This window comes from Virgibacillus subterraneus (genome assembly GCF_900110695.1).
Classification (GTDB): domain Bacteria; phylum Bacillota; class Bacilli; order Bacillales; family Amphibacillaceae; genus Lentibacillus; species Lentibacillus subterraneus.
In genome coordinates this window covers 211,355-232,345 of sequence record NZ_FOEH01000004.1, presented here as the reverse complement: position 1 = coordinate 232,345, position 20,991 = coordinate 211,355, and the positions used below count along the sequence as shown (strand labels likewise).

Genomic DNA, 20,991 nt, shown 5'->3' with positions numbered 1-20,991 from the left:
AATGAGTATGAAGAATAAGATTAAGACTTTTTTTACAATGGATGACGAGTACGAATACTTTGAGGAACAACCAGAAGAGAATGTTCCAGATGATGCTGGTAATCAGAAACGAAAGAATCAAAATGTAGTTAACCTGGCTAGTATGCAACAACCGTCATCTAAAGTAGTATTGTCTGAGCCACGAAATTATAATGAAGCACAGGAAATAGCAGACAATGTTGTTAATAGACGAGCGGTAGTTATAAATTTACAACGTGTTGATCATGAGCAGGCAAAACGTATTGTTGATTTCTTAAGTGGAACAGTATATGCCGTTAGTGGTGATATACAAAAATTAGGTGCACAAACATTCCTATGTACCCCTGAGAATGTAGATGTGTCGGGAACAATTACAGAATCATTTGTTGAAGATGACGAATTTGAAAAAGGATGGTAGGCATTAATGGAATCAATTTATATGGTATTATTTTATGCACTTGAGATTTATAGTTATGCTTTAATTATTTATATTTTTATGTCATGGTTTCCAGGAGCTCGGGAATCTGCGTTTGGTAGTTTTCTGACAAAGATTTGTGAACCGTATCTGGAACCTTTTCGAAAGATTATACCACCACTTGGAATGATTGATTTATCACCAATTGTAGGGATTTTTGTATTGTTCTTCGCACGAGCATATGGGTTACCTGTATTATTCAATATGCTAATGGGTTGGTTTTAAGGTAGATAAACGTGGATATTTATCAGCATTTCAGAAAAGAAGAGCACCCATTTATAGATAATGTATTGTCCTGGATAGATCAAGTTGAGAAAACATTTCAGCACAAGGTAACCGATTTTCTCGATCCCAGGGAACAACAAATTGTTGCTATGTTAATTGGGACGAGCAATGAAGAATTGAAACTTTATCAGAATGGTGGCAGCGAATTCGCAGAGAGAAAGCGTGCTATTATTGCACCATTCTATGAAGAAGTGACTGATGAATCCTTTCAGCTCATACTAATGCAAGCATCTTATCATGAAAAATTTGTCACTTTAACGCACGGAGATGTCATGGGGGCATTTTTATCTTTAGGGATCAAACGAAAAAAACTTGGTGATATAACCGTTGATAATGGAACGATTCAAATCGTGGTGGCGGACGAAATAGCTGCATATGTATTTGCAAATCTTACAGCGATCAAGAAGGCAACAATTAAGCTTGTAGAAAAGCCGATGACATCAATTATTAAAAAGGAAACAGAGTGGATAGAAACAGAACAGACAGTGTCAGCATTGAGGTTAGATGCCGTTCTAAAGGCAATTTACAACATTTCCAGAAAAGATGCTTCAGAATTTATTGCTAAGCGTTATGTGAAAGTTAATTTCAGAGTAGTTGACGATGGGAAGTTTATGCTTGCTGAAGGAGATATGCTTTCTTTGAGAGGTAAGGGCAGAAGTAAGCTTATTCGCATTAATGGGCTTACAAAAAAAGATAAACACAGAATTACTACTGCTATTTTAAATTAATTTCGATTATTTGAAGGATAATTTAATTTTATGTCGAATAAAGACGTAATATAGGATTTTATTTATTTTAATATATAATTGGGTTAAAATTTTTAAGGAGGTGGCCTACGTGTCATTAACACCATTAGATATTCACAATAAAGAGTTTACAAGAAGTTTTCGTGGATATGATGAAGATGAGGTCAATGAATTTCTGGATCAGGTAATAAAAGATTATGAGATGGCAATTCGTGAGAAAAAAGATTTAACAGAAAAAGTTGAGCAGTTAAATGAAAAGCTTGGTCATTTTACCAATATTGAGACAACATTAAATAAATCCATTTTGGTTGCTCAGGAAACAGCGGAAGAAGTTAAAGGGAACGCTACTAAAGAATCCAAATTAATTATTAAAGAAGCTGAGAAAAACGCTGATCGCATTATTAATGAAGCCCTTAATAAATCCCGCCGTATATCAATGGATGTTGAAGAGTTAAAAAAACAAGCTAAAGTATTCCGAACCCGTTTAAAAATGCTTGTTGAGGCTCAATTAGAAATGATAGGTACAGATGACTGGGAAGAATTGTTCGACGCAGAGTTTGGCGGAGAGCTTGAGGCTGCTGCAGATAAAGAATCATAAGCCTTGACGTTTTATGGAATTTTACATATAATTCATTATACACAAATGTTATATGCAAATGAAAACTACGATGATAGAGGCAGTATGAATGTAATTGCTGTTTAGCGAGTCGGGAACCGGTGGAAGCCTGATACAGTAATACTTCAGAAAATCACTCTTGAGTACCCATTTTGAATTCAACTAAAGTAGAAATGGGCGTCTGTTCACGTTACGAATATCGAGTGAATTTAAAATATGCATTATTTTAAATTTATAAGGGTGGTACCGCGAGTCTTCTCGTCCCTTTTGGGGATGTTTGAGGGCTTTTTTTAATTAAATTGAAATGTATAGGAGGATGAACAAGTGGAGTATAAAGATACATTGCTAATGCCAAAAACCGAATTCCCAATGCGCGGAAATTTGCCGAATAAAGAACCAGAGCGCCAAAAAGCGTGGGATGATAAAAAACTATACGAAAAAGTACAAAAAAGAACAGAAGGACGTCCATCATTTATTTTGCATGATGGCCCTCCATACGCAAATGGTGATTTGCATATTGGTCACGCACTAAATAAAATATTAAAGGATTTTATTACACGCTATAAATCAATGACTGGATATCATGCTCCATATGTGCCTGGCTGGGATACACATGGACTTCCTATTGAAACTGCACTGACAAAAAAGAAAAAAATTAAGCGTAAGGAAATGAGTATTGCTGATTTCAGACAAAAATGTGCTGAATACGCAATGGGGCAACTTGATAATCAACGTACACAATTTAAACAATTAGGTGTACGGGGTGATTGGGATAACCCGTATATCACGCTTACTAAAGATTATGAGGCAGCACAAATCAGAGTTTTCGGTGATATGGCTAAAAAGGGGTATATTTATAAAGGACTTAAACCTGTGTATTGGTCACCATCGTCAGAATCAGCATTAGCTGAAGCAGAGATTGAATATCATGATAAACGTTCACCATCCATTTATGTCTCATTCGATGTAACCGATGGAAAAGGCGTACTTGATGCTGGAGACAAATTCATCATTTGGACTACTACACCCTGGACTATTCCGGCCAATCTTGGAATTAGTTTACATCCAGATCTTGAGTATTCCGTTGTTGCTGTTAATAATGAAAAATATATTATTGCTTCCGACTTAGTAGAAACGGTAACCGAAGAATTGGAATGGGAAAATCCAGAGGTAGTTAAAACATTTAAAGGCGAGAAAGCAGATAAAGTTGTTACAAAGCATCCATTTTATGAACGTGATTCACTTATCATGCTTGGTGACCACGTTACTACAGATGCAGGTACTGGTTGTGTCCACACAGCTCCAGGTCATGGTGAAGATGACTTTTATGTATCGAGGTCTTATGGACTGGATGCTCTGTCTCCAGTTGATGATAAAGGTGTTTTCACCAATGAGGCTCCAGGATTTGAAGGATTATTCTATGATCAGGCGAACAAGCCGATTACGGAAAGGCTTGAAGAGGTTGGTGCGTTATTGAAGCTTACATTTATTACGCATTCATACCCACATGATTGGCGTACGAAAAAGCCAACAATCTTCCGTGCTACCTCACAATGGTTTGCATCCATAAAAGATTTCCGCCAAAATATTTTGGATGAGATTAATCGGATTAATTGGTATCCGTCATGGGGGGAAACACGTCTTCATAACATGGTTCGTGACCGCGAAGATTGGTGTATTTCACGTCAACGTACATGGGGTGTTCCAATTCCAGTATTTTATGGGGAGGATAACACACCAATTATTACCGATGAAACGATTGAACATGTTTCACAGGTATTTGCAGAACATGGTTCGAACGTATGGTTTGAGTGGGAAGCTAAAGACCTATTGCCTAAAGGCTACACTTCAGAACATAGTCCAAACGGTAAGTTTACCAAGGAAACGGATATTATGGATGTATGGTTCGATTCAGGCTCATCTCATGAAGCAGTCCTTGTAGGGCGGGAGGATCACCGTCGTCCAGCAGATGTTTATCTGGAGGGCAGTGACCAATATCGTGGCTGGTTCAACTCGTCACTATCAACTTCTGTTGCGGTGACAGGTAAAGCGCCATATGAAAATATTATCAGTCATGGATTTGTGCTTGATGGCAATGGGAGAAAGATGAGTAAATCATTAGGAAATGTTATGGTTCCATCTAAGGTTCAGAAACAATTAGGTGCTGATATCTTGCGTTTATGGGTATCATCTGTTGACTATCAAGCAGATGTTAGAATCTCACAGGAAATCTTGAAACAAATTTCTGAGGCTTATCGTAAAATTAGAAATACGATTCGCTTTATGCTGGCGAATCTGTCAGACTTTGATCCAGCAAAGGATGCTGTCCCTGAAAGTGAAATGGAAGAAGTGGATCGCTATATGGTTCATCGTTTGCAAAACTTAGTCTCAAATGTTCGTGCAAATTATGAAAAGTTTGAGTACTCACCAATCTTTTCACAAATTCATAATTTCTGTGCGGTTGATTTAAGCTCGTTTTATTTGGATTTCGCAAAAGATGTCCTATATATCGAGGCACAAGATAATAAGCGTCGGAGAAGTATTCAAACAGGATACTATGAAATCTTAACAACACTTGTTAAATTACTGACGCCAATTATTCCACATACAACAGATGAAGTATGGGAATATATTCCTGGGGTAGAAGAAGAAAGTGTTCAACTTACGGATATTCCAGAACCAAGAAAAATTACTGACTTTGAAAATTCCCAGGATAAATGGGATCACTTCATGAAAGTTCGTGATGATGTCCTAAAAGCATTAGAAGATGCTCGAAATGAAAAGACTATTGGTAAGTCGCTTGAAGCCAGAATTACCTTAGTTCCAAAAGATCCGAAAACTAAAGAAGTATTAGAGGAAATCTTTAATGTTCATCAACTGTTTATTGTTTCCGAAGCTGTTGTTGCAGAAAAATCAGCTGATGCTTCTGAATACCGTTACGTTGATATAGCAGTTGAAAAGCATCCCGGAGAGAAATGCGAACGCTGCTGGACTGCTTCAGAAACTGTTGGTGAAGATAAAGATCACCCAGAGTTATGTACACGATGTGCAGATATAGTGAAAGAACACTATAGTGCATAATTTGATTTTAAGAGCGCCTGTTCCTTTTGAATTTTTTCAAGGAAGAGGCGCTTTTGCTATATCTATGGTAAAATGCAAAAGTAATAGTTTGTTTGCAGATAAGATAGTATAACTACTTTCTTACTACATAGTAGTTAAGGCGCTCGTCATTAAGGCTTGGTGATAAGCCAAGTCTTCTAAATGAAAATTGGGGGAAATGAAATGTTTTTATATTACATAATTGCACTTGTTATTATAGCCGTTGACCAACTATCAAAGTGGGCCATTATAAAAACAATGGAAATTGGGGAACAAATAACTGTGATTGAGAATTTTTTCTACCTAACATCACATCGAAATAGTGGTGCAGCATGGGGAATATTGCAAGGGCAAATGATTTTTTTCTATATCGTTACTGTAATTGTGATCATTGGTGTTGTTTATTACATGGAAAAATATGCAAAGGATAGTAAGTTATTGGCTATATCCTTAAGTTTTATTTTAGGTGGTGCAATTGGTAACTTTATAGACCGCCTTTTTCGAAAAGAAGTTGTCGACTTTTTTGACTTCAACCTAGTTGGATATGACTATCCAATATTTAATATAGCAGATTCGGCCTTAGTAGTTGGTGTGATTCTTGTGCTTATTGCAACATTCATCGATGAAAAGAAGAAAGGAAAAAATCAAAAATGACTTTAAACCAACACATCGTATTAGAAACTGAAAACAAAATAAGAATAGATAAGCTGTTATCGAATTTGGTTAGCGAGTCCCGTTCACAGGTCCAATCATGGATTACCAATGAACTTGTATTAGTAAATGGCGAAATTATAAAACCCAACTATAAATGTCAAACTGCGGATGAGATTAGATGGACGATTCCTGAACCAGAACCATTAAACATAAAACCTGAAAACATTCCACTACGGATAGTTTATGAGGATAGTGACTTGCTTGTTGTTAACAAACCCAAAGGAATGGTAGTGCACCCATCCGCTGGCCACCAAAATGGCACATTGGTAAATGCGTTACTTTATCACTGTGACGATTTATCTGGGATTAATGGTGTAGAACGGCCAGGCATTGTCCATCGGATTGATAAAGACACCAGTGGACTTCTAGTGGTTGCTAAAAGCGATCTCGCACATACAAATCTGTCAGAACAGATGGCCACAAAAGATATTGAGCGAAAGTACGAAGCAGTTGTTCATGGTGTTATTGAACATGAAACAGGGTTAATTGATGCCCCAATTGGCAGAGACAAAAATGATAGGCAGAAAATGGGTGTTGTAGATAGTGGTAAACCAGCAGTTACCCATTTTAGGGTTATACGACGATTTGAAAATTTCACACATGTAGAATGCCAGCTGGAAACAGGCCGTACTCATCAAATACGTGTACACATGAAATATATAGATTTTCCAATTGTTGGTGATCCTAAATATGGACGGAGAAAAACGTTGGAGACAAATGGACAGGTATTGCATGCTAAATCACTGGGTTTTAAGCATCCGAGAACAAATGAATGGCTATTTTTTGAGGAGGAAGCACCAGCTTATTTCAAGGAATTACTGTCACAAATGGAGAAAATGTATTGACAGATTGAAGCTGGTTTGTAATAATTAATCAAATGAATAAAAGATCCTTTAACAGAGTCCAGTGAGGCGAAGAAGGAAGCGGAACGTATTAAGTATGTAGAGATACGTATATCTAAATCCCTTTTTTCCTTATGGAGAAAAGGGATTTTTTAGCGGCTAAGAAGGTATAAAACCTTTTTTACGCATAAATGCAACTAAGGTTTGGTGATAGGCCAAGTTTTCAAACAGAAAGAGGTGCAGCAGTGAACAAAAAAACGGAAGTACTGGATCAGTCAGCAATGAACAGAGCCCTAACTAGAATCGCCCATGAAATTGTTGAAAAAAATAAAGGTGGGGAAAATTTACTTTTAGTAGGGATTAAAACAAGAGGAATTCCCATTGCGAAACGATTACAGGAAAAGATAAATCAAATCGAGGGAATTAATGTTCCAATTGGTGAGTTGGATATAACGTTGTATCGTGATGATTTAGAAAAAGCAACAACTAATCATGATCCTGAATTAAAGGAAACCAATATTGACGTCGACTTTAATGGGAAAAAAGTAATATTAATTGATGATGTGTTATTTACAGGCAGAACAGTCAGAGCAGCTATGGATGCCGTAATGGATGTCGGCAGACCCACGCAGATACAGCTAGGTGTATTAATTGACCGTGGACACAGAGAATTGCCTATACGAGCTGATTATGTTGGTAAGAACATACCAACATCAGATAAAGAGATTATCGTAGTAAACTTACATGAAGAAGATAACCACGACGAAGTAAGTATATACGAAAAGTAAATAATGAGACCTTTAACTAAATCCAGCGAGATTTAAAAGGTTGCCCTGAGAACACGTGTATTTTATTGTAACTACACGTATACCTCTTTGCGACCTTATGCAAAGAGGTTTTTTAATGGCAGTTTTTAACTAAAAACCAACAAATGGAGGAATGGAAGATGAAACAAGAAAAAGTAGCTTTGAATGTTAATGAAGTACCTAAACCACAAAAATGGCTTATTTTAAGTCTGCAGCATTTATTTGCAATGTTCGGAGCAACCATCCTCGTTCCATTTCTTACAGGGTTATCTCCGGCAGTAGCATTAGTTTCAAGTGGACTTGGAACGCTGGCATATCTGCTGATTACAAAAGGGAAAATTCCAGCATATCTTGGGTCAAGCTTTGCATTTATCGCACCTATTATTGGAGCTACTGCTTCAGGTGGAGTCGAAGGTGCAATGGTTGGTAGCTTTCTTGCCGGAATTGTATATGGTTTGGTTGCGTTATTCATCCGGTTGCTGGGACTGGATTGGCTGATGCGCATTCTGCCACCAATTGTCGTTGGACCAGTCATCATTGTGATTGGGCTAGGACTAGCTTCAACTGCTATTGATATGGCGATGTATGTTCCAGGAATAGATGAGCAAGTATATAGCAGTACACACTTTCTGGTAGCACTAGTAACACTTACTGTAACAATTATTGCTTCCATTTTTCTTAGAGGATTTTTTGGACTTATTCCAATTCTAATTGGCATTGTATTTGGATATATTTTCTCTATCTTCCAAGGAATTGTTGATACTTCAGAAATCAAGGCTGAATGGGCAGAAATTACTTCTGCAGGTTCGATTGGAGAATTTTTCACAGCAATCTTTCAAAAACCGGATTTTATTATTCCGTTTGTTAACTATTCACCTTTTGAAGTACTAAGTGGCGAGATTATTCTTATAATGGTTCCTGTTGCACTAGTAACAATTGCAGAGCATATTGGCGATCAGATGGTGTTATCAAAAGTTGTCGGCAATAATTTCATCAAGAAGCCAGGTCTTCACCGTTCTATCCTTGGTGATGGTGTGGCAACGATAATTGCTTCATTTCTTGGTGGCCCTCCGAATACAACATACGGTGAAAATATTGGGGTTTTGTCAATTACTCGTGTATTCAGTGTTTTTGTCATAGGAGGAGCGGCAGTCCTCGCATTGTTCTTTGGATTTACTGGGATTATCACCGCAACAATAAGTTCTATCCCTTCAGCTGTAATGGGTGGGGTATCGATTCTCTTGTTTGGAATTATTGCATCAAATGGATTGCGTATGCTTATTGATAACCAAATTGATTTAAGTGATAAACGTAATCTGATTATCTCATCAGTGATTCTCGTGATTGGAATTGGTGGTGCTTTCATACAGGTTACAGAAAATCTGCAGATTGCAGGTATGGCATTATCAGCTCTAATTGGTGTTACGTTAAACCTTTTGTTACCTGGAAAAGAAAGCGGCTATGGTAATGGAACCATGTTTGATGATACTGATGTATCCGAAAATAAAGAACATGTGGCTTAGAAAAGGAGGAGTTATGCGACACTTTGTATCGACTAGAAATTTGTCTAGCAAGTATATTTTTCTTATTTTGAATAAAGCGGAAGAATTACGGCTCCAACAAGAAAAGTTACCAGAACAGATTTTCGTGGCTAATCTTTTTTTTGAACCTAGTACCAGAACGAAAATGAGCTTTAGTGTTGCTCAGAGAAAGTTAGGTATGGAAACGCTCGACTTTCAGATGGAAACGTCCAGTGTTACAAAAGGTGAAACGTTGTATGATACAGCAAAGACCTGTGAGGCGATTGGAGCAAATCTGTTGGTTATTCGTCATCAGGAGGATAATTGGTATGATGAACTCACTCCAAATCTATCGCTTCCGGTGATAAATGCTGGGGCTGGTAGAGGTGAGCATCCAACACAATGTATGCTTGATCTGTTGACTATCTATCAGGAGTTTGGAACGTTCACTAATTTAAACGTAGTAATAGTGGGTGATATTAAACACAGCAGAGTTGCCAGGTCTAATGCATACGCTTTAACTACACTAGGAGCAAACGTTTACTTTGCTGCAGCTCCTGGGTTTAAAGATGACACCATGAATTTTCCATATATATCTATCGATGAAGCTGTTGAAAAGTGTGATATCATGATGTTACTTCGAATACAACATGAACGGCATACAGCAAAGCAATATGATTCCACTTCTTATTTAGTGCAATTTGGCCTCACCAAGGAACGGGAAAGCAGAATGAAGGACCATGCCATTATTCTTCATCCTGCCCCTGTGAATCGTGGGGTTGAGATTGACACTGAACTAGTAGAATGTCAGCGGTCACGTATATTTAAACAAATGGAAAATGGTGTTTATACTCGAATGGCTATAATGATCATCTTATTAAAGGAATGGGGCTATCATAATGAAACTAATCCTAACAAATGCAAAAAGATTAATTAGTAAAAATGATGTAGAGAAATGTGAAATATTTATTGATGAAGGGAAAATCAAGCAAATAGCACCAAAAGTGTTGCAAGAAGCAGATGAAGTAATAGATTGTGAGAATAACTTTGTTTTCCCGGGTTTCATCGATGTACATATCCATCTTCGTGAGCCAGGCGGGGAACATAAGGAAACGATTGAGACTGGTACAAAAGCAGCTGCACGTGGCGGTTTTACAACGGTATGCGCGATGCCGAATACATCGCCTGTTCCTGACGATGTTGAAACGGTAAATGAGTTATTGGAAAAAATTAAAAGAGACGCCCATGTTCGTGTACTTCCATATGGAGCAATTACATGTAATTTAAAAGGTGAGGAATTAACCAATATTAGTGAACTCTCCAAATTAGGTGTATTTGCTTTCACCGATGATGGAGTAGGTGTTCAAACTGCTGATTTTATGCTTCAGGCAATGACTGAAGCAGCAGCCTCCGGGATGACAATAGTTGCCCATTGTGAAGATAATTCAATCGTATACGGCGGTGTAGTACATCAAGGAAATGTAAGTAAACGATTAGACCTCCCAGGAATTCCCTCGATAAGCGAATCAGTTCAAATTGCTCGTGATGTTCTTTTAGCAGAAGAGACCGGATGTCATTATCATGTTTGCCATGTTAGCACAAAAGAATCAGTACGAGTAATACGCGATGCTAAGAAGGTAGGCATCCATGTGACTGCCGAAGTAACCCCACATCATTTACTATTAAATGAACAAGCAGTTAAAACAGACGATGCTAATTATAAAATGAATCCCCCACTACGGAGTGAGGAAGACCAAAACGCCTTATTGGACGGGTTGTTGGATGGAACAATTGATTTCATTGCAACGGACCACGCACCACACGCAAATGAAGAAAAAGAACAAGGATTCCATAAGTCTCCTTTTGGGATTGTTGGTCTGGAGACTGCTTTTTCACTCTTATATACGAATCTAGTCTTAACGGATAAAATCACATTAAAACAATTAGTAGATTGGTTAACCATAAAGCCTGCTGGGGTTTTTAATTTACCATTTGGGGAATTAGAAGAGAATACTACAGCGGACCTTGCCATTTTCAATTTAACGAAAGAAGCTCACATAGATAAATACTCATTTTTTTCAAAAGGAAAAAACACACCATTTCATAATTGGAAGGTACAAGGCATTCCATTTGCAACAATAGCTCAAGGAAAAATCGTATACAAGGAGGATTCACATGACTAATCGTCGGCTTATTCTGGAAGATGGAACTGTATTTAACGGTGAAGGATTTGGCAGTGATGCTAGCACAACAGGAGAAGTTGTATTTAATACAGGTATGACAGGTTACCAGGAAGTCATTTCTGATCCATCATACTGTGGCCAAATCGTTACAATGACATATCCTTTAGTTGGTAATTATGGTATTAATCGGGATGATTTTGAAACTGTTACACCTTTTATTCATGGATTTATTGTTAAGGAATTATGTGAATATCCATCAAATTTTCGCAGCGACGAAACGTTGCATGATTATTTGAAAGCGAACAATATTCCTGGTATCTCCGGTATTGATACAAGAAAATTAACGAAAATTATTCGCAGGCATGGGACAATGAAAGCAATCATAACGGACAGCGACGATTCAGCTTATGAATTGGTCGCAAAAGTAAAGAAACTGCCATATCAGACGGATCAGGTAAAACAAACATCTACCATTAAACCTTATGTAGTACCAGGACGGGGCACGCGAATTATTTTAGTAGATTTTGGTATGAAGCACGGTATTTTACGAGAATTAACAAAAAGAGATTGCCATATTACGGTTGTTCCATATAATTATGGGGCAGAAAATATTTTACGATTAAAACCTGAAGGGATCATGCTGACAAATGGCCCAGGTGATCCAAAAGATGTTCCTGAATCGATTGAAATGATAAAAACAGTGGTAGAACAGGTACCATTATTCGGTATTTGTCTGGGGCATCAGCTTCTTGCATTAGCATGTGGTGCGGATACGGAGAAAATGAAGTTTGGGCACCGTGGAGCAAATCATCCGGTTAAGGATCTGGAAAAAAATAAAACATATATGACATCACAGAATCACAGTTATGCAGTTACACACGAATCATTAAAACAAACAGACTTAGAACTTACGCAGATTGCACTTAATGATAATACGGTTGAAGGAATAAGGCACAAAGGCTTTCAGGCATTTTCAGTTCAGTATCATCCAGAAAGTTCACCAGGACCAGAGGATACAAATCAATTTTTTGATGCATTTTTACAATTGATTAATAATGCGAAAGCTAAAAGTGAGGAGGAATCATATGCCTAAGAATACGAATCTAAACAAGATACTAGTCATTGGTTCAGGACCAATTGTGATCGGGCAGGCAGCTGAATTTGATTATTCAGGTACGCAAGCATGTCAAGCTTTAACAGAAGAAGGATATACCGTAATTCTTGCTAATTCCAACCCAGCAACAATAATGACCGATCATACAGTGGCAGATAAGGTTTATATGGAGCCTTTAACAGTTGAATTCTTAATCAAGATTATCCGCAAAGAACAGCCTGATGCAATATTGCCAACACTTGGTGGGCAAACAGGTCTGAATTTGGCGGTGGAATTAGAAAATACGGGTATTTTGGGAGAATATGGTGTTGAATTGCTCGGAACCTCACTCGAAGCAATCGAAAAAGCAGAAGATCGTGAAAAATTTCGTTCTTTAATGCATGAGCTTCATGAGCCTGTACCGGATAGTCAGATTGTAAATTCTGTCGATCATGCATGTGATTTTGCCAATGAAATTGGTTTTCCTGTCATTGTGCGCCCTGCTTACACCCTAGGAGGAACCGGCGGGGGGATGTGCTATGACGAACGGGAACTTAAAGAAATTGCCCGTAATGGATTATCATTGTCACCGGTTAATCAATGTTTAATTGAAAAAAACATTGCAGGATTTAAAGAAATTGAATATGAAGTAATGCGTGATAAAAACGATCAGGCCATTGTCGTCTGTAACATGGAAAATGTCGATCCAGTTGGAATTCACACAGGTGATTCTATCGTCGTTGCACCCTCTCAAACCTTAAGTGATCGCGAATATCAATTGTTACGCAATGCATCTTTAAAAATAATTCGTGCTTTGGAGATTGAGGGTGGATGCAATGTACAGCTAGCACTTGATCCTAATAGCTTTAATTACTATATTATTGAAGTTAATCCACGTGTCAGCAGGTCATCCGCTTTGGCATCAAAAGCTACAGGATATCCAATCGCAAAAATGGCAGCGAAAATTGCTGTAGGATTAACATTAGATGAAATTATTAATCCAATCACTGGCACAACCTATGCATGTTTTGAACCTGCACTTGATTATGTTGTGACCAAGCTCCCAAGATTCCCATTCGATAAATTTGTAACAGGGGATCGTTACCTTGGCACCCAAATGAAGGCGACTGGCGAAATCATGTCAATCGGACGTAATTTTGAAGAGTCATTATTAAAAGGAATTCGTTCTCTTGATATAGGTACAGAGGAATTATGGCTGCCAAGTTTAGCAAATAAGACTGTTGAGGAATTACAAGCGAGATTACAAAAAGCAGATGATGAACGATTGTTCGTTTTAGCAGAAGTTATTCGAAAAGGGATGACGGTTGAAGAAGTATTTCAATTAACAAAAATTGACCGATTTTTCCTAATAAAAATTAAGCGGTTAATTGATTGGGAAACAATATTAACTGCTAATAAACTTTCACAGGATATTTTACTAGAAGCAAAAACACAAGGGTTCTCTGACACGCATATTGCGAGATTGTGGAATGTAACAATTGATGACGTATACGAATTTCGCATGGAAAACGCAATAAAACCTGTTTATAAAATGGTAGATACCTGTGCAGCAGAATTTGAATCTGAAACACCTTATTTCTATAGTACCTTTGAAGATGAAAATGAATCCGTTCAGTCAGATAGCAAAAAAATACTAGTACTCGGGTCAGGACCTATTCGAATAGGGCAGGGTATCGAATTTGACTATGCTACGGTTCACTCTGTATTAGCTATTAAAGAGATGGGTTATGAAGCTATCATTATGAATAATAATCCTGAGACAGTTTCAACTGATTTCAGTATTTCAGATAAGCTTTATTTTGAACCTCTGACACTTGAAGATGTCATGCATGTTATAAATTTAGAACAACCTGAAGGCGTGATTGTCCAGTTTGGTGGACAGACGGCGATTAACTTAGCCGAAGGGCTGGAACGTCGTGGTGTGAAAATATTAGGTACAGATTTAGAATCAATCGACAAAGCAGAAGACCGTGACAAATTTGAACATTTATTAAATGACCTCTCAATAAAAAGACCTGAAGGAAGATCGGTAACAAAATTAGATCATGCAGTGGAGGTAGCAAAAGATATTGGCTATCCAGTATTAGTTAGGCCATCCTATGTAATCGGCGGAAGCCGGATGGAGATTGTTTACAATGATGAAGAACTTAATGCCTATTTGGCAAAATCAAATGGGGCTGATAGCGCACATCCTATATTAATCGATAACTATATAACTGGAATTGAAGTGGAAGTGGATGCAATCAGTGATGGTGAAACGGTTATTGTACCTGGAGTTATGGAGCATATCGAACGGTCTGGTGTTCATTCTGGAGACTCCATAGCAGTTTATCCTCCACAGCGAATTAGTAAAGCTGTTAAGGAAAATTGTTTAGATGCAACTGTTAAAATTGCTCAATCGTTAAATGTAAAAGGATTAATTAATATCCAGTTTATTGTTTGTGAGGAAGATGTCTACGTTCTCGAAGTGAATCCACGTGCAAGCAGGACGATTCCATTCCTTAGTAAAATAACAGGTGTAACCATGGCAAATATTGCTACTAGATGCATTTTAGGGGAAACATTAGAAAGTATGGGATATGAGTCAGGTATATTGCCTGAGCAAGATGCTGTATCCGTTAAAGTTCCAGTATTCTCATTTGAAAAACTACGTAGTGTTGATACTATTCTTGGGCCAGAGATGAAATCAACGGGAGAAGCAATTGGCCATGATAAAACGCTGGAAAAAGCATTGTATAAAGGACTGATAGCTGCCGGGTTATCTGTACCACAGGAAGGTGCAGTGCTGCTTACGATAGCAGATAAAGATAAGAAAGAAACAATTGAAATTGCCGATCGTTTTCATCAATTAGGATTTCAATTGTATGCAACATCTGGAACAGCTTCATTTATAAAATGGTACGATATTCCAGTTACAGAAGTTGCAAAAATAGGATCTAGCACACCAAATGTTTTATCTATCATTGAAAATGGTGATGTTCAATTTGTCATCAATACATTGACTTCGGGAATTAAGCCTAGATCTGATGGCTTCATGATTAGACGGGAAGCAGTTGAACATGGTATTGCTTGTTTAACCAACTTAGATACAGCAAATGCCATATTGAATGTAATTGATTCGACTACTTTTAGTGCAAGACCTATGACAGGTAAGAAAGTAGTTTCTTCATGAAGAGAAAAGTAGAACTGGTTGTTAAATCGGTAGATGTTATTGCGCTAGATACGTTTGAAATGACACTTGTGAATGAATATGTAGCCAAAACTGCGATCCCAGGACAGTTTCTACATTTGTTGGTTGATGGCCATACATTGCGTCGGCCAATTTCAATCGCAAATGTAGACCGCAATAATAATGAAATTACGATTTTATTTAAAATAGTTGGTGATGGAACAAAACAATTGGCAGCATATAAACCTGGTATGTCGATTGATGCTTTAGGACCTAGCGGTAACGGATTTTCATATGAGGGTAAATTGAATTCAGTATTGTTAGTTGGCGGGGGTATTGGAATTCCGCCACTATACAACCTGGGGAAGACTCTTAAAAAGAAAGGAATCAAAGTTACAGCTGTCCTAGGATTCCAGTCGAAAGAACATGTTTTTTACGAAGCGAATTTAAGAGAACTAGGAAAAACATATGTCGTGACGAATGATGGAACATACGGATATCGAGGGTTTGTAACTAGTGTAATGGATCAGATTGAAGATTTTGATACGTATTATTCCTGTGGTCCCATCCCCATGCTAAAAGCTGTTACAAAGCAATTGCAGGATCACAGTGGTTACATTTCACTTGAAGAACGGATGGGCTGTGGTGTTGGAGCGTGTTTTGCATGTGTTATTCCTACAGATAGTCATGGCGGTTATAAAAAAATTTGCAAGGACGGACCTGTATTCGCAGCGGATGAGGTGGTATTATGACAGACTTAGCGGTAGATTTACCCGGTTTAAAATTAAAAAATCCAGTTATGCCTGCTTCCGGATGCTTTGGATTTGGCAGGGAATATAGTGAATTTTATGATCTGAAAAAGCTTGGTGCAGTCATTATGAAAGCTGCAACAGGTGAAGTACGTTACGGTAATAAAACACCCCGTGTTGCAGAAACAACATCAGGAATGTTGAACGCAATCGGTCTGCAAAATCCTGGTGTAGAAAAAATTATTGAAACCGAAATACCCTTTATAGCAGCGTATGCTGTTCCAATCATTGCGAATGTAGCCGGAAGTTCCCTCGAAGAATATGTGAAGGTAGCGAGCGCTTTTAATCATGCTGAATCGGTTAACGCATTAGAACTTAACATTTCCTGTCCTAATGTAAAAGAAGGCGGGATTCAGTTTGGTACTAATCCTGATATGGCAGCTGAGGTAACGCAAAAAGTTAAAGAAGCTAGTAATCTGCCAGTCTATGTAAAGCTTTCCCCTAATGTTACTGACATTACAGCAATGGCAAAGGCAGTTGAAAAGGCAGGAGCAGATGGGTTATCTATGATTAACACGGTAACAGGGATGCAAATCGATTTAGATAATAAGCAGCCATTATTGGCTAATAAAACTGGTGGTCTTTCTGGTCAGGCAATTAAACCAATTGCGATTCGGATGATTTATGAAGTAAAGCAGCATGTCAATATACCAATTATTGGTATGGGCGGAATTTCTTCAGCTGAAGATGTACTGGAATTCTTGCTTGCTGGAGCTAATGCTGTAGCCGTGGGAACAGCTAACTTCCAAAATCCTTTTGCATGTCCGGAAATAATTGATGAATTACCAGCTGTATTACAAAAATACGGATTCGATTCGGTTAAGGATGCCATTGGAAAGGGGCATGGAGTATGAGGAATAACATGTATCTAGCATTGGATTTTTCCACCTGGAATGAAGCCAGAACGTTTATTGATGCTCATAATTTTCAAGGAGTTCCTGTAAAAGTTGGCATGGAGCTATTTTACCGGGAAGGTCCTCGATTAATAGAGAATCTAAAGCAGGATAATCATGACATCTTTCTTGATTTAAAGCTTCATGATATCCCCACGACAGTAATGAAGGCGATGACAAATATTGCGAATCTTGAAGTTGATATGGTTAATGTCCATGCGTTAGGTGGCAGTGAAATGATTAAACGGGCAAAAGAAGGGTTGATTTCTGGGGATTCGAATCACGAACCAAAATTAATTGCAGTAACAGTTCTTACGTCGATGGATGATACTTCTTTATATAAAGAGTTAAATATTGGCGGAAGTGTAAATGAGAATGTTGTTCGGCTTGCTGTAACAGCAAATAAAAATGGAGCAGATGGTGTCGTTTGCTCGGTTCAGGAAGCAAAGGAAATTAAAGATGTATGTGGCTCATCGTTTTTAACTGTTACACCCGGAATTCGGTTGCAAGGATCTGATGGGAACGATCAAAAGCGAATCGCAACGCCGGCTCTTGCTAGGGAAAATGGAGCTGACTTTCTCGTGATTGGTCGGACCGTAACAAATGCACAGGATCCAAAGTCAGCATATGAGAAAGTGCAGGAGGAGTGGCGAAATGGTATTAAGTAATGATATAGCAAGGGATCTTTTAGAAATAAAAGCTGTTCAAATAAGAACAGATCGTTATTTTACATGGACATCTGGAATCAAATCACCCATTTATTGTGATAATCGGCTGACAATGTCTTATCCAAAAATTCGCGCAAAAATCATTGAAGCATTTGTTGAATTAATCGAGCAAATGGACGAAAAACCGGATGTTATTGCTGGATGTGCAACAGCAGGAATTCCACATGCGGCATGGATTGCTGATAAGCTGGACCTGCCAATGATTTACGTTCGATCTAAGCCAAAAGGACATGGCAAAGGAAACCAGATTGAGGGAAAGGTTGAAGACGGACAAAAGACAGTAGTTATTGAAGACTTGATTTCTACTGGTGGGTCATCAATCGATTCAGCCAAAGCACTTCAGTTAGAAGGTGTTAATGTACTGGGTGTTCTCGCTATTTTTACATATGGATTAACGAAAGCCAAAAAGCAGTTTGATGAAATGAAATTATCACACCAAACGATTACGAACTATGATGAAATACTTAATTTACTTTTAGCAGACGGCATTATTAATGAATATGAGAATAAAAAGTTACAGGAGTGGCGGAATGAACTTTAAAATTATTATTGATAGCTGTCTAATGGTTTAAAGTCTTTTAGACAGCCTTCCTTATACTAATCTGTTCTTTTAGCACCCAATGCCATCCATTCATCAATGGCGAATGAATGGATGATGTCATCCTCAGTATCCACCTGAAAATAGTTCTTTGTTTCATTATCTGATTCAAGAATAAATTGACCTACATGTTGAATTGTTTCATCATCATCCAATGTGCGCTGAACCCATTCGCGGAATGGCAACACTTTCTTATGGGTTTGTTCTTTGATAATAGATAAATCATGATCAACAAACAGGTTTTTCCATTCTATTAAAGAGCGTGACCGTATATGACTGTGATCGCGCATTTTTTCGAGTGAATTAATGAATTGATCAAATTTACAATCTTCTGGAGCAATATTATCTATTAACAAAAACTGTCCTTCAGGCTTTAATACTCGATTAACTTCTGCAATAAACCTCTCTGGATTGGGAAAATGATGTGCAGCTATTCTGCATGTAACAATATCAAAATTTTCGCCTGTAAATGGCAAGTCTTCCGCATCAGCTACAGCATAATAAATATTTTTATGCGATTCCAGATACAGAGCTGTATTCTCTAGCATTTCTTCGGTAATATCAGTAGCTACAACTTCTTCAACATGATTAGCAAGATTCTTGGCAACATGACCGCCCCCAGTCGCAATATCAAGAACCTTCATCGTTGACTTAGGCTGCAGCCAGTTAATCATTAATGATAAATCTTTACCAAATGCATGTGTTGAACTCGTCACATAGGCTTCTTTATTTTTCGAAAAGACACGTTTTACATCAACTTTCTCTCGCATGGATTCACCCTCTTTTCATATTCTACTTTAATCATATGCTTTGTTATGCAATAAGTACAATATTAGTTTATAATATAAAGTAATAACAAATACTTATCATACGAGGAGCCATTATGAAAATAGAAGATTATGAACTACTGTTAAAATTGAATGAAGTAGGTACAATTCGCGGGACTGCCAAAGCGATATTAATTTCACAGCCAGCGGTTACCCAACGACTTAAGTACATAGAGGAATATTTTGAAGAAAGTATTTTTATTCGAACACCAAAAAAATTAGTTTTGACTCCGGCCGGTGAAATGATATTAAGCCATGCGAGAAAAGTGGTTGATCAGGAAGAAGTAATCAAAAGTTCGCTTGCACAATCAAGCGAAGAAGTTCAGGGAACACTATCTATTGCTTGCTCATCACTTGTGAGTCAGCGTTTTTTACCGTCAATTCTGGCAGATTATACGAAAGAATTTCCCAAGGTTGCTATTGATTTAGTAACTGGTATTAGTGAAGATATTAAAAGGGGCCATAAAAATTACCATGTATGCATTATTCGTGGTGAGAAGTTAAAAGAAAGTGTTTGTACGAATCTTTTCGATGATCCGTTATACATTTTTGATACCGAACCTTTTCCAAAAAATAAGTTAAAAGAACGCCCGCTAATATCATTTAAGAGTGATGATAGCATGCATGAATTAGTAGATAATTGGCTTTATCATCATCAGGATGAGATAAAACCTGTGAAAACGATTCGAGTTGATCAAATCGAAACATGCAAACAGTTTATGAAGCAAGGTCTCGGGATGTCCGTTCTCCCAAAAAGCGTCTCAGATTCGATGATGGATGAGTTTCCGCATATCTCTATGAAATTAAATGGTGAGCGAGTTACTAGAGATACCTGGGTTTGTTATCAGGAAGGTGTACGTAAATTACCACAAGTGGATCAGTTTATTTCTGCAGTATTGAGTGAAAACTTCCTTTAGCAGTTAAGAAAGCATACCTTCTTAATTGGTATATAAGGCTTTCGCCATTGATGGTTGCATTCCAATGTATAAGGGGTATTAAGGAAAAATACGCTTTCATAGTGTCTGACGATAATCCAAGTTTTCTAAGATGTTTAATAAGAACAATAAAAAGGAACATAATATATATATAGTACTCAAAGGAGTGTTTTAAGATGAGTGAAGTAATATTTACATCAAAAGCAACGGCAAAAAATGGACGTGACGGACATGTTAAATCGGATGACGGTTTAATTGACTTAAACTTAGTAAATCCGGCAAATAATAAAGATGAAAAAGGATCAAATCCAGAACAGCTTTTTGCAGCAACATACTCAGCGTGTTTTGACGGAGCGCTTAACTTAGTTGCCTCAAAGCAAAAAAAGAAGATTGACTCAGAAACTACTGCTGAAGTCAGTTTTTGCAAGGACCCTGAGGATGATGGCTTTAAAATTGAGGTAACTCTCAATATTAATATTGAAGGTGTTAGTCCTGAAGAGGCAGAGGAATTGGCTGAAGATGCCCATCAAGTGTGCCCTTATTCCAAAGCAACTCGTGGAAATGTTGAGGTAACCCTAAATCCAAAAGCAGTTTCCTAAATCTAATTAAAGTAA

At 37.7% G+C, this 20,991-nt stretch carries 20 protein-coding genes and 1 other annotated feature; of the genes, 19 read left to right on the top strand and 1 reads right to left on the bottom strand.

The features are described from left to right. Nucleotide 1: 1 nt before the first annotated feature. The 17 genes from BMY13_RS12965 to pyrE all read left to right on the top strand — a co-directional run bounded on the left by BMY13_RS12965 (nucleotide 2) and on the right by pyrE (nucleotide 18,558). The gene (locus BMY13_RS12965) at nucleotides 2–436 is read left to right on the top strand and encodes a cell division protein SepF (RefSeq protein ID WP_092505097.1); all 435 of its coding nucleotides are present in this window, start codon (nucleotides 2–4) and stop codon (nucleotides 434–436) included. 6 nt (nucleotides 437–442) lie between these two features. Next, the gene (locus tag BMY13_RS12960; protein ID WP_092493025.1) at nucleotides 443–718 is read left to right on the top strand and encodes a YggT family protein; all 276 of its coding nucleotides are present in this window, start codon (nucleotides 443–445) and stop codon (nucleotides 716–718) included. 11 nt (nucleotides 719–729) lie between these two features. Continuing rightward, nucleotides 730–1,506 (top strand): YlmH family RNA-binding protein, encoded by a 777-nt coding sequence (locus BMY13_RS12955; RefSeq protein WP_092505095.1) that lies wholly within the window; start codon nucleotides 730–732, stop codon nucleotides 1,504–1,506. A 109-nt stretch (nucleotides 1,507–1,615) separates the two neighbouring features. Then, entirely contained in the window at nucleotides 1,616–2,122 is a 507-nt protein-coding gene (locus BMY13_RS12950; RefSeq protein WP_092493023.1) for a DivIVA domain-containing protein, read from the top strand. A 61-nt stretch (nucleotides 2,123–2,183) separates the two neighbouring features. Beyond that, nucleotides 2,184–2,409: a binding site (T-box leader), on the top strand. 55 nt (nucleotides 2,410–2,464) lie between these two features. Beyond that, complete coding sequence (gene ileS / locus BMY13_RS12945; protein ID WP_092505093.1) at nucleotides 2,465–5,221, top strand: isoleucine--tRNA ligase; 2,757 nt, start codon at nucleotides 2,465–2,467, stop codon at nucleotides 5,219–5,221. Between the two features lie 201 nt (nucleotides 5,222–5,422). Further along, nucleotides 5,423–5,893, top strand: a complete 471-nt coding sequence (lspA, locus tag BMY13_RS12940) for a signal peptidase II (RefSeq protein ID WP_092493021.1) — start codon at nucleotides 5,423–5,425, stop codon at nucleotides 5,891–5,893. After that, nucleotides 5,890–6,798, top strand: coding sequence for an RluA family pseudouridine synthase (locus tag BMY13_RS12935; RefSeq protein ID WP_092493020.1), 909 nt, complete (start codon nucleotides 5,890–5,892; stop codon nucleotides 6,796–6,798). The genes lspA and BMY13_RS12935 overlap by 4 nt, the downstream gene beginning before the upstream one ends. A 242-nt stretch (nucleotides 6,799–7,040) precedes the next feature. Next, entirely contained in the window at nucleotides 7,041–7,583 is a 543-nt protein-coding gene (gene pyrR, locus BMY13_RS12930; RefSeq protein ID WP_092493243.1) for a bifunctional pyr operon transcriptional regulator/uracil phosphoribosyltransferase PyrR, read from the top strand. A 158-nt stretch (nucleotides 7,584–7,741) separates the two neighbouring features. Next, nucleotides 7,742–9,124: a solute carrier family 23 protein gene (locus tag BMY13_RS12925; protein ID WP_092505091.1), complete on the top strand. Its 1,383-nt coding sequence runs from the start codon at nucleotides 7,742–7,744 to the stop codon at nucleotides 9,122–9,124. Nucleotides 9,125–9,137: 13 nt separating this feature from the next. After that, nucleotides 9,138–10,058: an aspartate carbamoyltransferase catalytic subunit gene (locus BMY13_RS12920; RefSeq protein ID WP_092493018.1), complete on the top strand. Its 921-nt coding sequence runs from the start codon at nucleotides 9,138–9,140 to the stop codon at nucleotides 10,056–10,058. Continuing rightward, on the top strand, nucleotides 10,021–11,304 hold the full coding sequence (locus BMY13_RS12915) for a dihydroorotase (protein ID WP_092505089.1): 1,284 nt from the start codon (nucleotides 10,021–10,023) through the stop codon (nucleotides 11,302–11,304). Before BMY13_RS12920 ends, BMY13_RS12915 begins: the two co-directional genes overlap by 38 nt. After that, nucleotides 11,297–12,397 (top strand): carbamoyl phosphate synthase small subunit, encoded by a 1,101-nt coding sequence (locus BMY13_RS12910; protein ID WP_092505087.1) that lies wholly within the window; start codon nucleotides 11,297–11,299, stop codon nucleotides 12,395–12,397. Before BMY13_RS12915 ends, BMY13_RS12910 begins: the two co-directional genes overlap by 8 nt. Continuing rightward, nucleotides 12,390–15,590, top strand: coding sequence for a carbamoyl-phosphate synthase large subunit (gene carB, locus BMY13_RS12905; RefSeq protein ID WP_092505085.1), 3,201 nt, complete (start codon nucleotides 12,390–12,392; stop codon nucleotides 15,588–15,590). Before BMY13_RS12910 ends, carB begins: the two co-directional genes overlap by 8 nt. After that, nucleotides 15,587–16,339 carry a dihydroorotate dehydrogenase electron transfer subunit gene (locus BMY13_RS12900; protein ID WP_092505083.1) on the top strand — a complete coding sequence of 251 codons (753 nt, stop codon included), beginning with the start codon at nucleotides 15,587–15,589 and terminating at the stop codon, nucleotides 16,337–16,339. The genes carB and BMY13_RS12900 overlap by 4 nt, the downstream gene beginning before the upstream one ends. Next, on the top strand, nucleotides 16,336–17,250 hold the full coding sequence (locus BMY13_RS12895) for a dihydroorotate dehydrogenase (protein WP_092505081.1): 915 nt from the start codon (nucleotides 16,336–16,338) through the stop codon (nucleotides 17,248–17,250). Before BMY13_RS12900 ends, BMY13_RS12895 begins: the two co-directional genes overlap by 4 nt. Next, a complete protein-coding gene (pyrF, locus tag BMY13_RS12890) occupies nucleotides 17,247–17,957 on the top strand; it encodes an orotidine-5'-phosphate decarboxylase (protein ID WP_092505079.1) in 711 nt (236 codons plus the stop codon). The genes BMY13_RS12895 and pyrF overlap by 4 nt, the downstream gene beginning before the upstream one ends. Further along, the gene (pyrE, locus tag BMY13_RS12885) at nucleotides 17,944–18,558 is read left to right on the top strand and encodes an orotate phosphoribosyltransferase (RefSeq protein WP_092505077.1); all 615 of its coding nucleotides are present in this window, start codon (nucleotides 17,944–17,946) and stop codon (nucleotides 18,556–18,558) included. The genes pyrF and pyrE overlap by 14 nt, the downstream gene beginning before the upstream one ends. 56 nt (nucleotides 18,559–18,614) lie before the next feature. Here pyrE and BMY13_RS12880 read toward each other — a convergent pair whose 3' ends face one another. Next, a complete protein-coding gene (locus BMY13_RS12880) occupies nucleotides 18,615–19,385 on the bottom strand; it encodes a class I SAM-dependent methyltransferase (RefSeq protein WP_092505075.1) in 771 nt (256 codons plus the stop codon). Nucleotides 19,386–19,498: 113 nt separating this feature from the next. Here BMY13_RS12880 and BMY13_RS12875 point away from each other — a divergent pair, with 113 nt between their 5' ends. Both BMY13_RS12875 and BMY13_RS12870 read left to right on the top strand, forming a co-directional pair. Next, the gene (locus tag BMY13_RS12875; protein ID WP_092505073.1) at nucleotides 19,499–20,359 is read left to right on the top strand and encodes a LysR family transcriptional regulator; all 861 of its coding nucleotides are present in this window, start codon (nucleotides 19,499–19,501) and stop codon (nucleotides 20,357–20,359) included. A 194-nt stretch (nucleotides 20,360–20,553) separates the two neighbouring features. Then, a complete protein-coding gene (locus BMY13_RS12870; protein ID WP_092493008.1) occupies nucleotides 20,554–20,976 on the top strand; it encodes an organic hydroperoxide resistance protein in 423 nt (140 codons plus the stop codon). The last annotated feature ends 15 nt before the right edge of the window (nucleotides 20,977–20,991 follow it).

Excerpts from the sequence above, each read along its gene's own strand:
- BMY13_RS12875 (WP_092505073.1), top strand. The coding sequence starts at position 19,499 with ATGAAAATAGAAGATTATGAACTACTGTTAAAATTGAATGAAGTAGGT.
- BMY13_RS12935 (WP_092493020.1), top strand. The coding sequence starts at position 5,890 with ATGACTTTAAACCAACACATCGTATTAGAAACTGAAAACAAAATAAGA.
- BMY13_RS12880 (WP_092505075.1), bottom strand. The coding sequence starts at position 19,385 with ATGCGAGAGAAAGTTGATGTAAAACGTGTCTTTTCGAAAAATAAAGAA.
- BMY13_RS12870 (WP_092493008.1), top strand. The coding sequence starts at position 20,554 with ATGAGTGAAGTAATATTTACATCAAAAGCAACGGCAAAAAATGGACGT.
- BMY13_RS12910 (WP_092505087.1), top strand. The coding sequence starts at position 11,297 with ATGACTAATCGTCGGCTTATTCTGGAAGATGGAACTGTATTTAACGGT.
- BMY13_RS12920 (WP_092493018.1), top strand. The coding sequence starts at position 9,138 with ATGCGACACTTTGTATCGACTAGAAATTTGTCTAGCAAGTATATTTTT.
- BMY13_RS12895 (WP_092505081.1), top strand. The coding sequence starts at position 16,336 with ATGACAGACTTAGCGGTAGATTTACCCGGTTTAAAATTAAAAAATCCA.
- BMY13_RS12925 (WP_092505091.1), top strand. The coding sequence starts at position 7,742 with ATGAAACAAGAAAAAGTAGCTTTGAATGTTAATGAAGTACCTAAACCA.
- BMY13_RS12900 (WP_092505083.1), top strand. The coding sequence starts at position 15,587 with ATGAAGAGAAAAGTAGAACTGGTTGTTAAATCGGTAGATGTTATTGCG.
- BMY13_RS12915 (WP_092505089.1), top strand. The coding sequence starts at position 10,021 with ATGAAACTAATCCTAACAAATGCAAAAAGATTAATTAGTAAAAATGAT.
- BMY13_RS12960 (WP_092493025.1), top strand. The coding sequence starts at position 443 with ATGGAATCAATTTATATGGTATTATTTTATGCACTTGAGATTTATAGT.
- pyrE (WP_092505077.1), top strand. The coding sequence starts at position 17,944 with ATGGTATTAAGTAATGATATAGCAAGGGATCTTTTAGAAATAAAAGCT.
- lspA (WP_092493021.1), top strand. The coding sequence starts at position 5,423 with ATGTTTTTATATTACATAATTGCACTTGTTATTATAGCCGTTGACCAA.
- carB (WP_092505085.1), top strand. The coding sequence starts at position 12,390 with ATGCCTAAGAATACGAATCTAAACAAGATACTAGTCATTGGTTCAGGA.
- BMY13_RS12965 (WP_092505097.1), top strand. The coding sequence starts at position 2 with ATGAGTATGAAGAATAAGATTAAGACTTTTTTTACAATGGATGACGAG.
- pyrF (WP_092505079.1), top strand. The coding sequence starts at position 17,247 with ATGAGGAATAACATGTATCTAGCATTGGATTTTTCCACCTGGAATGAA.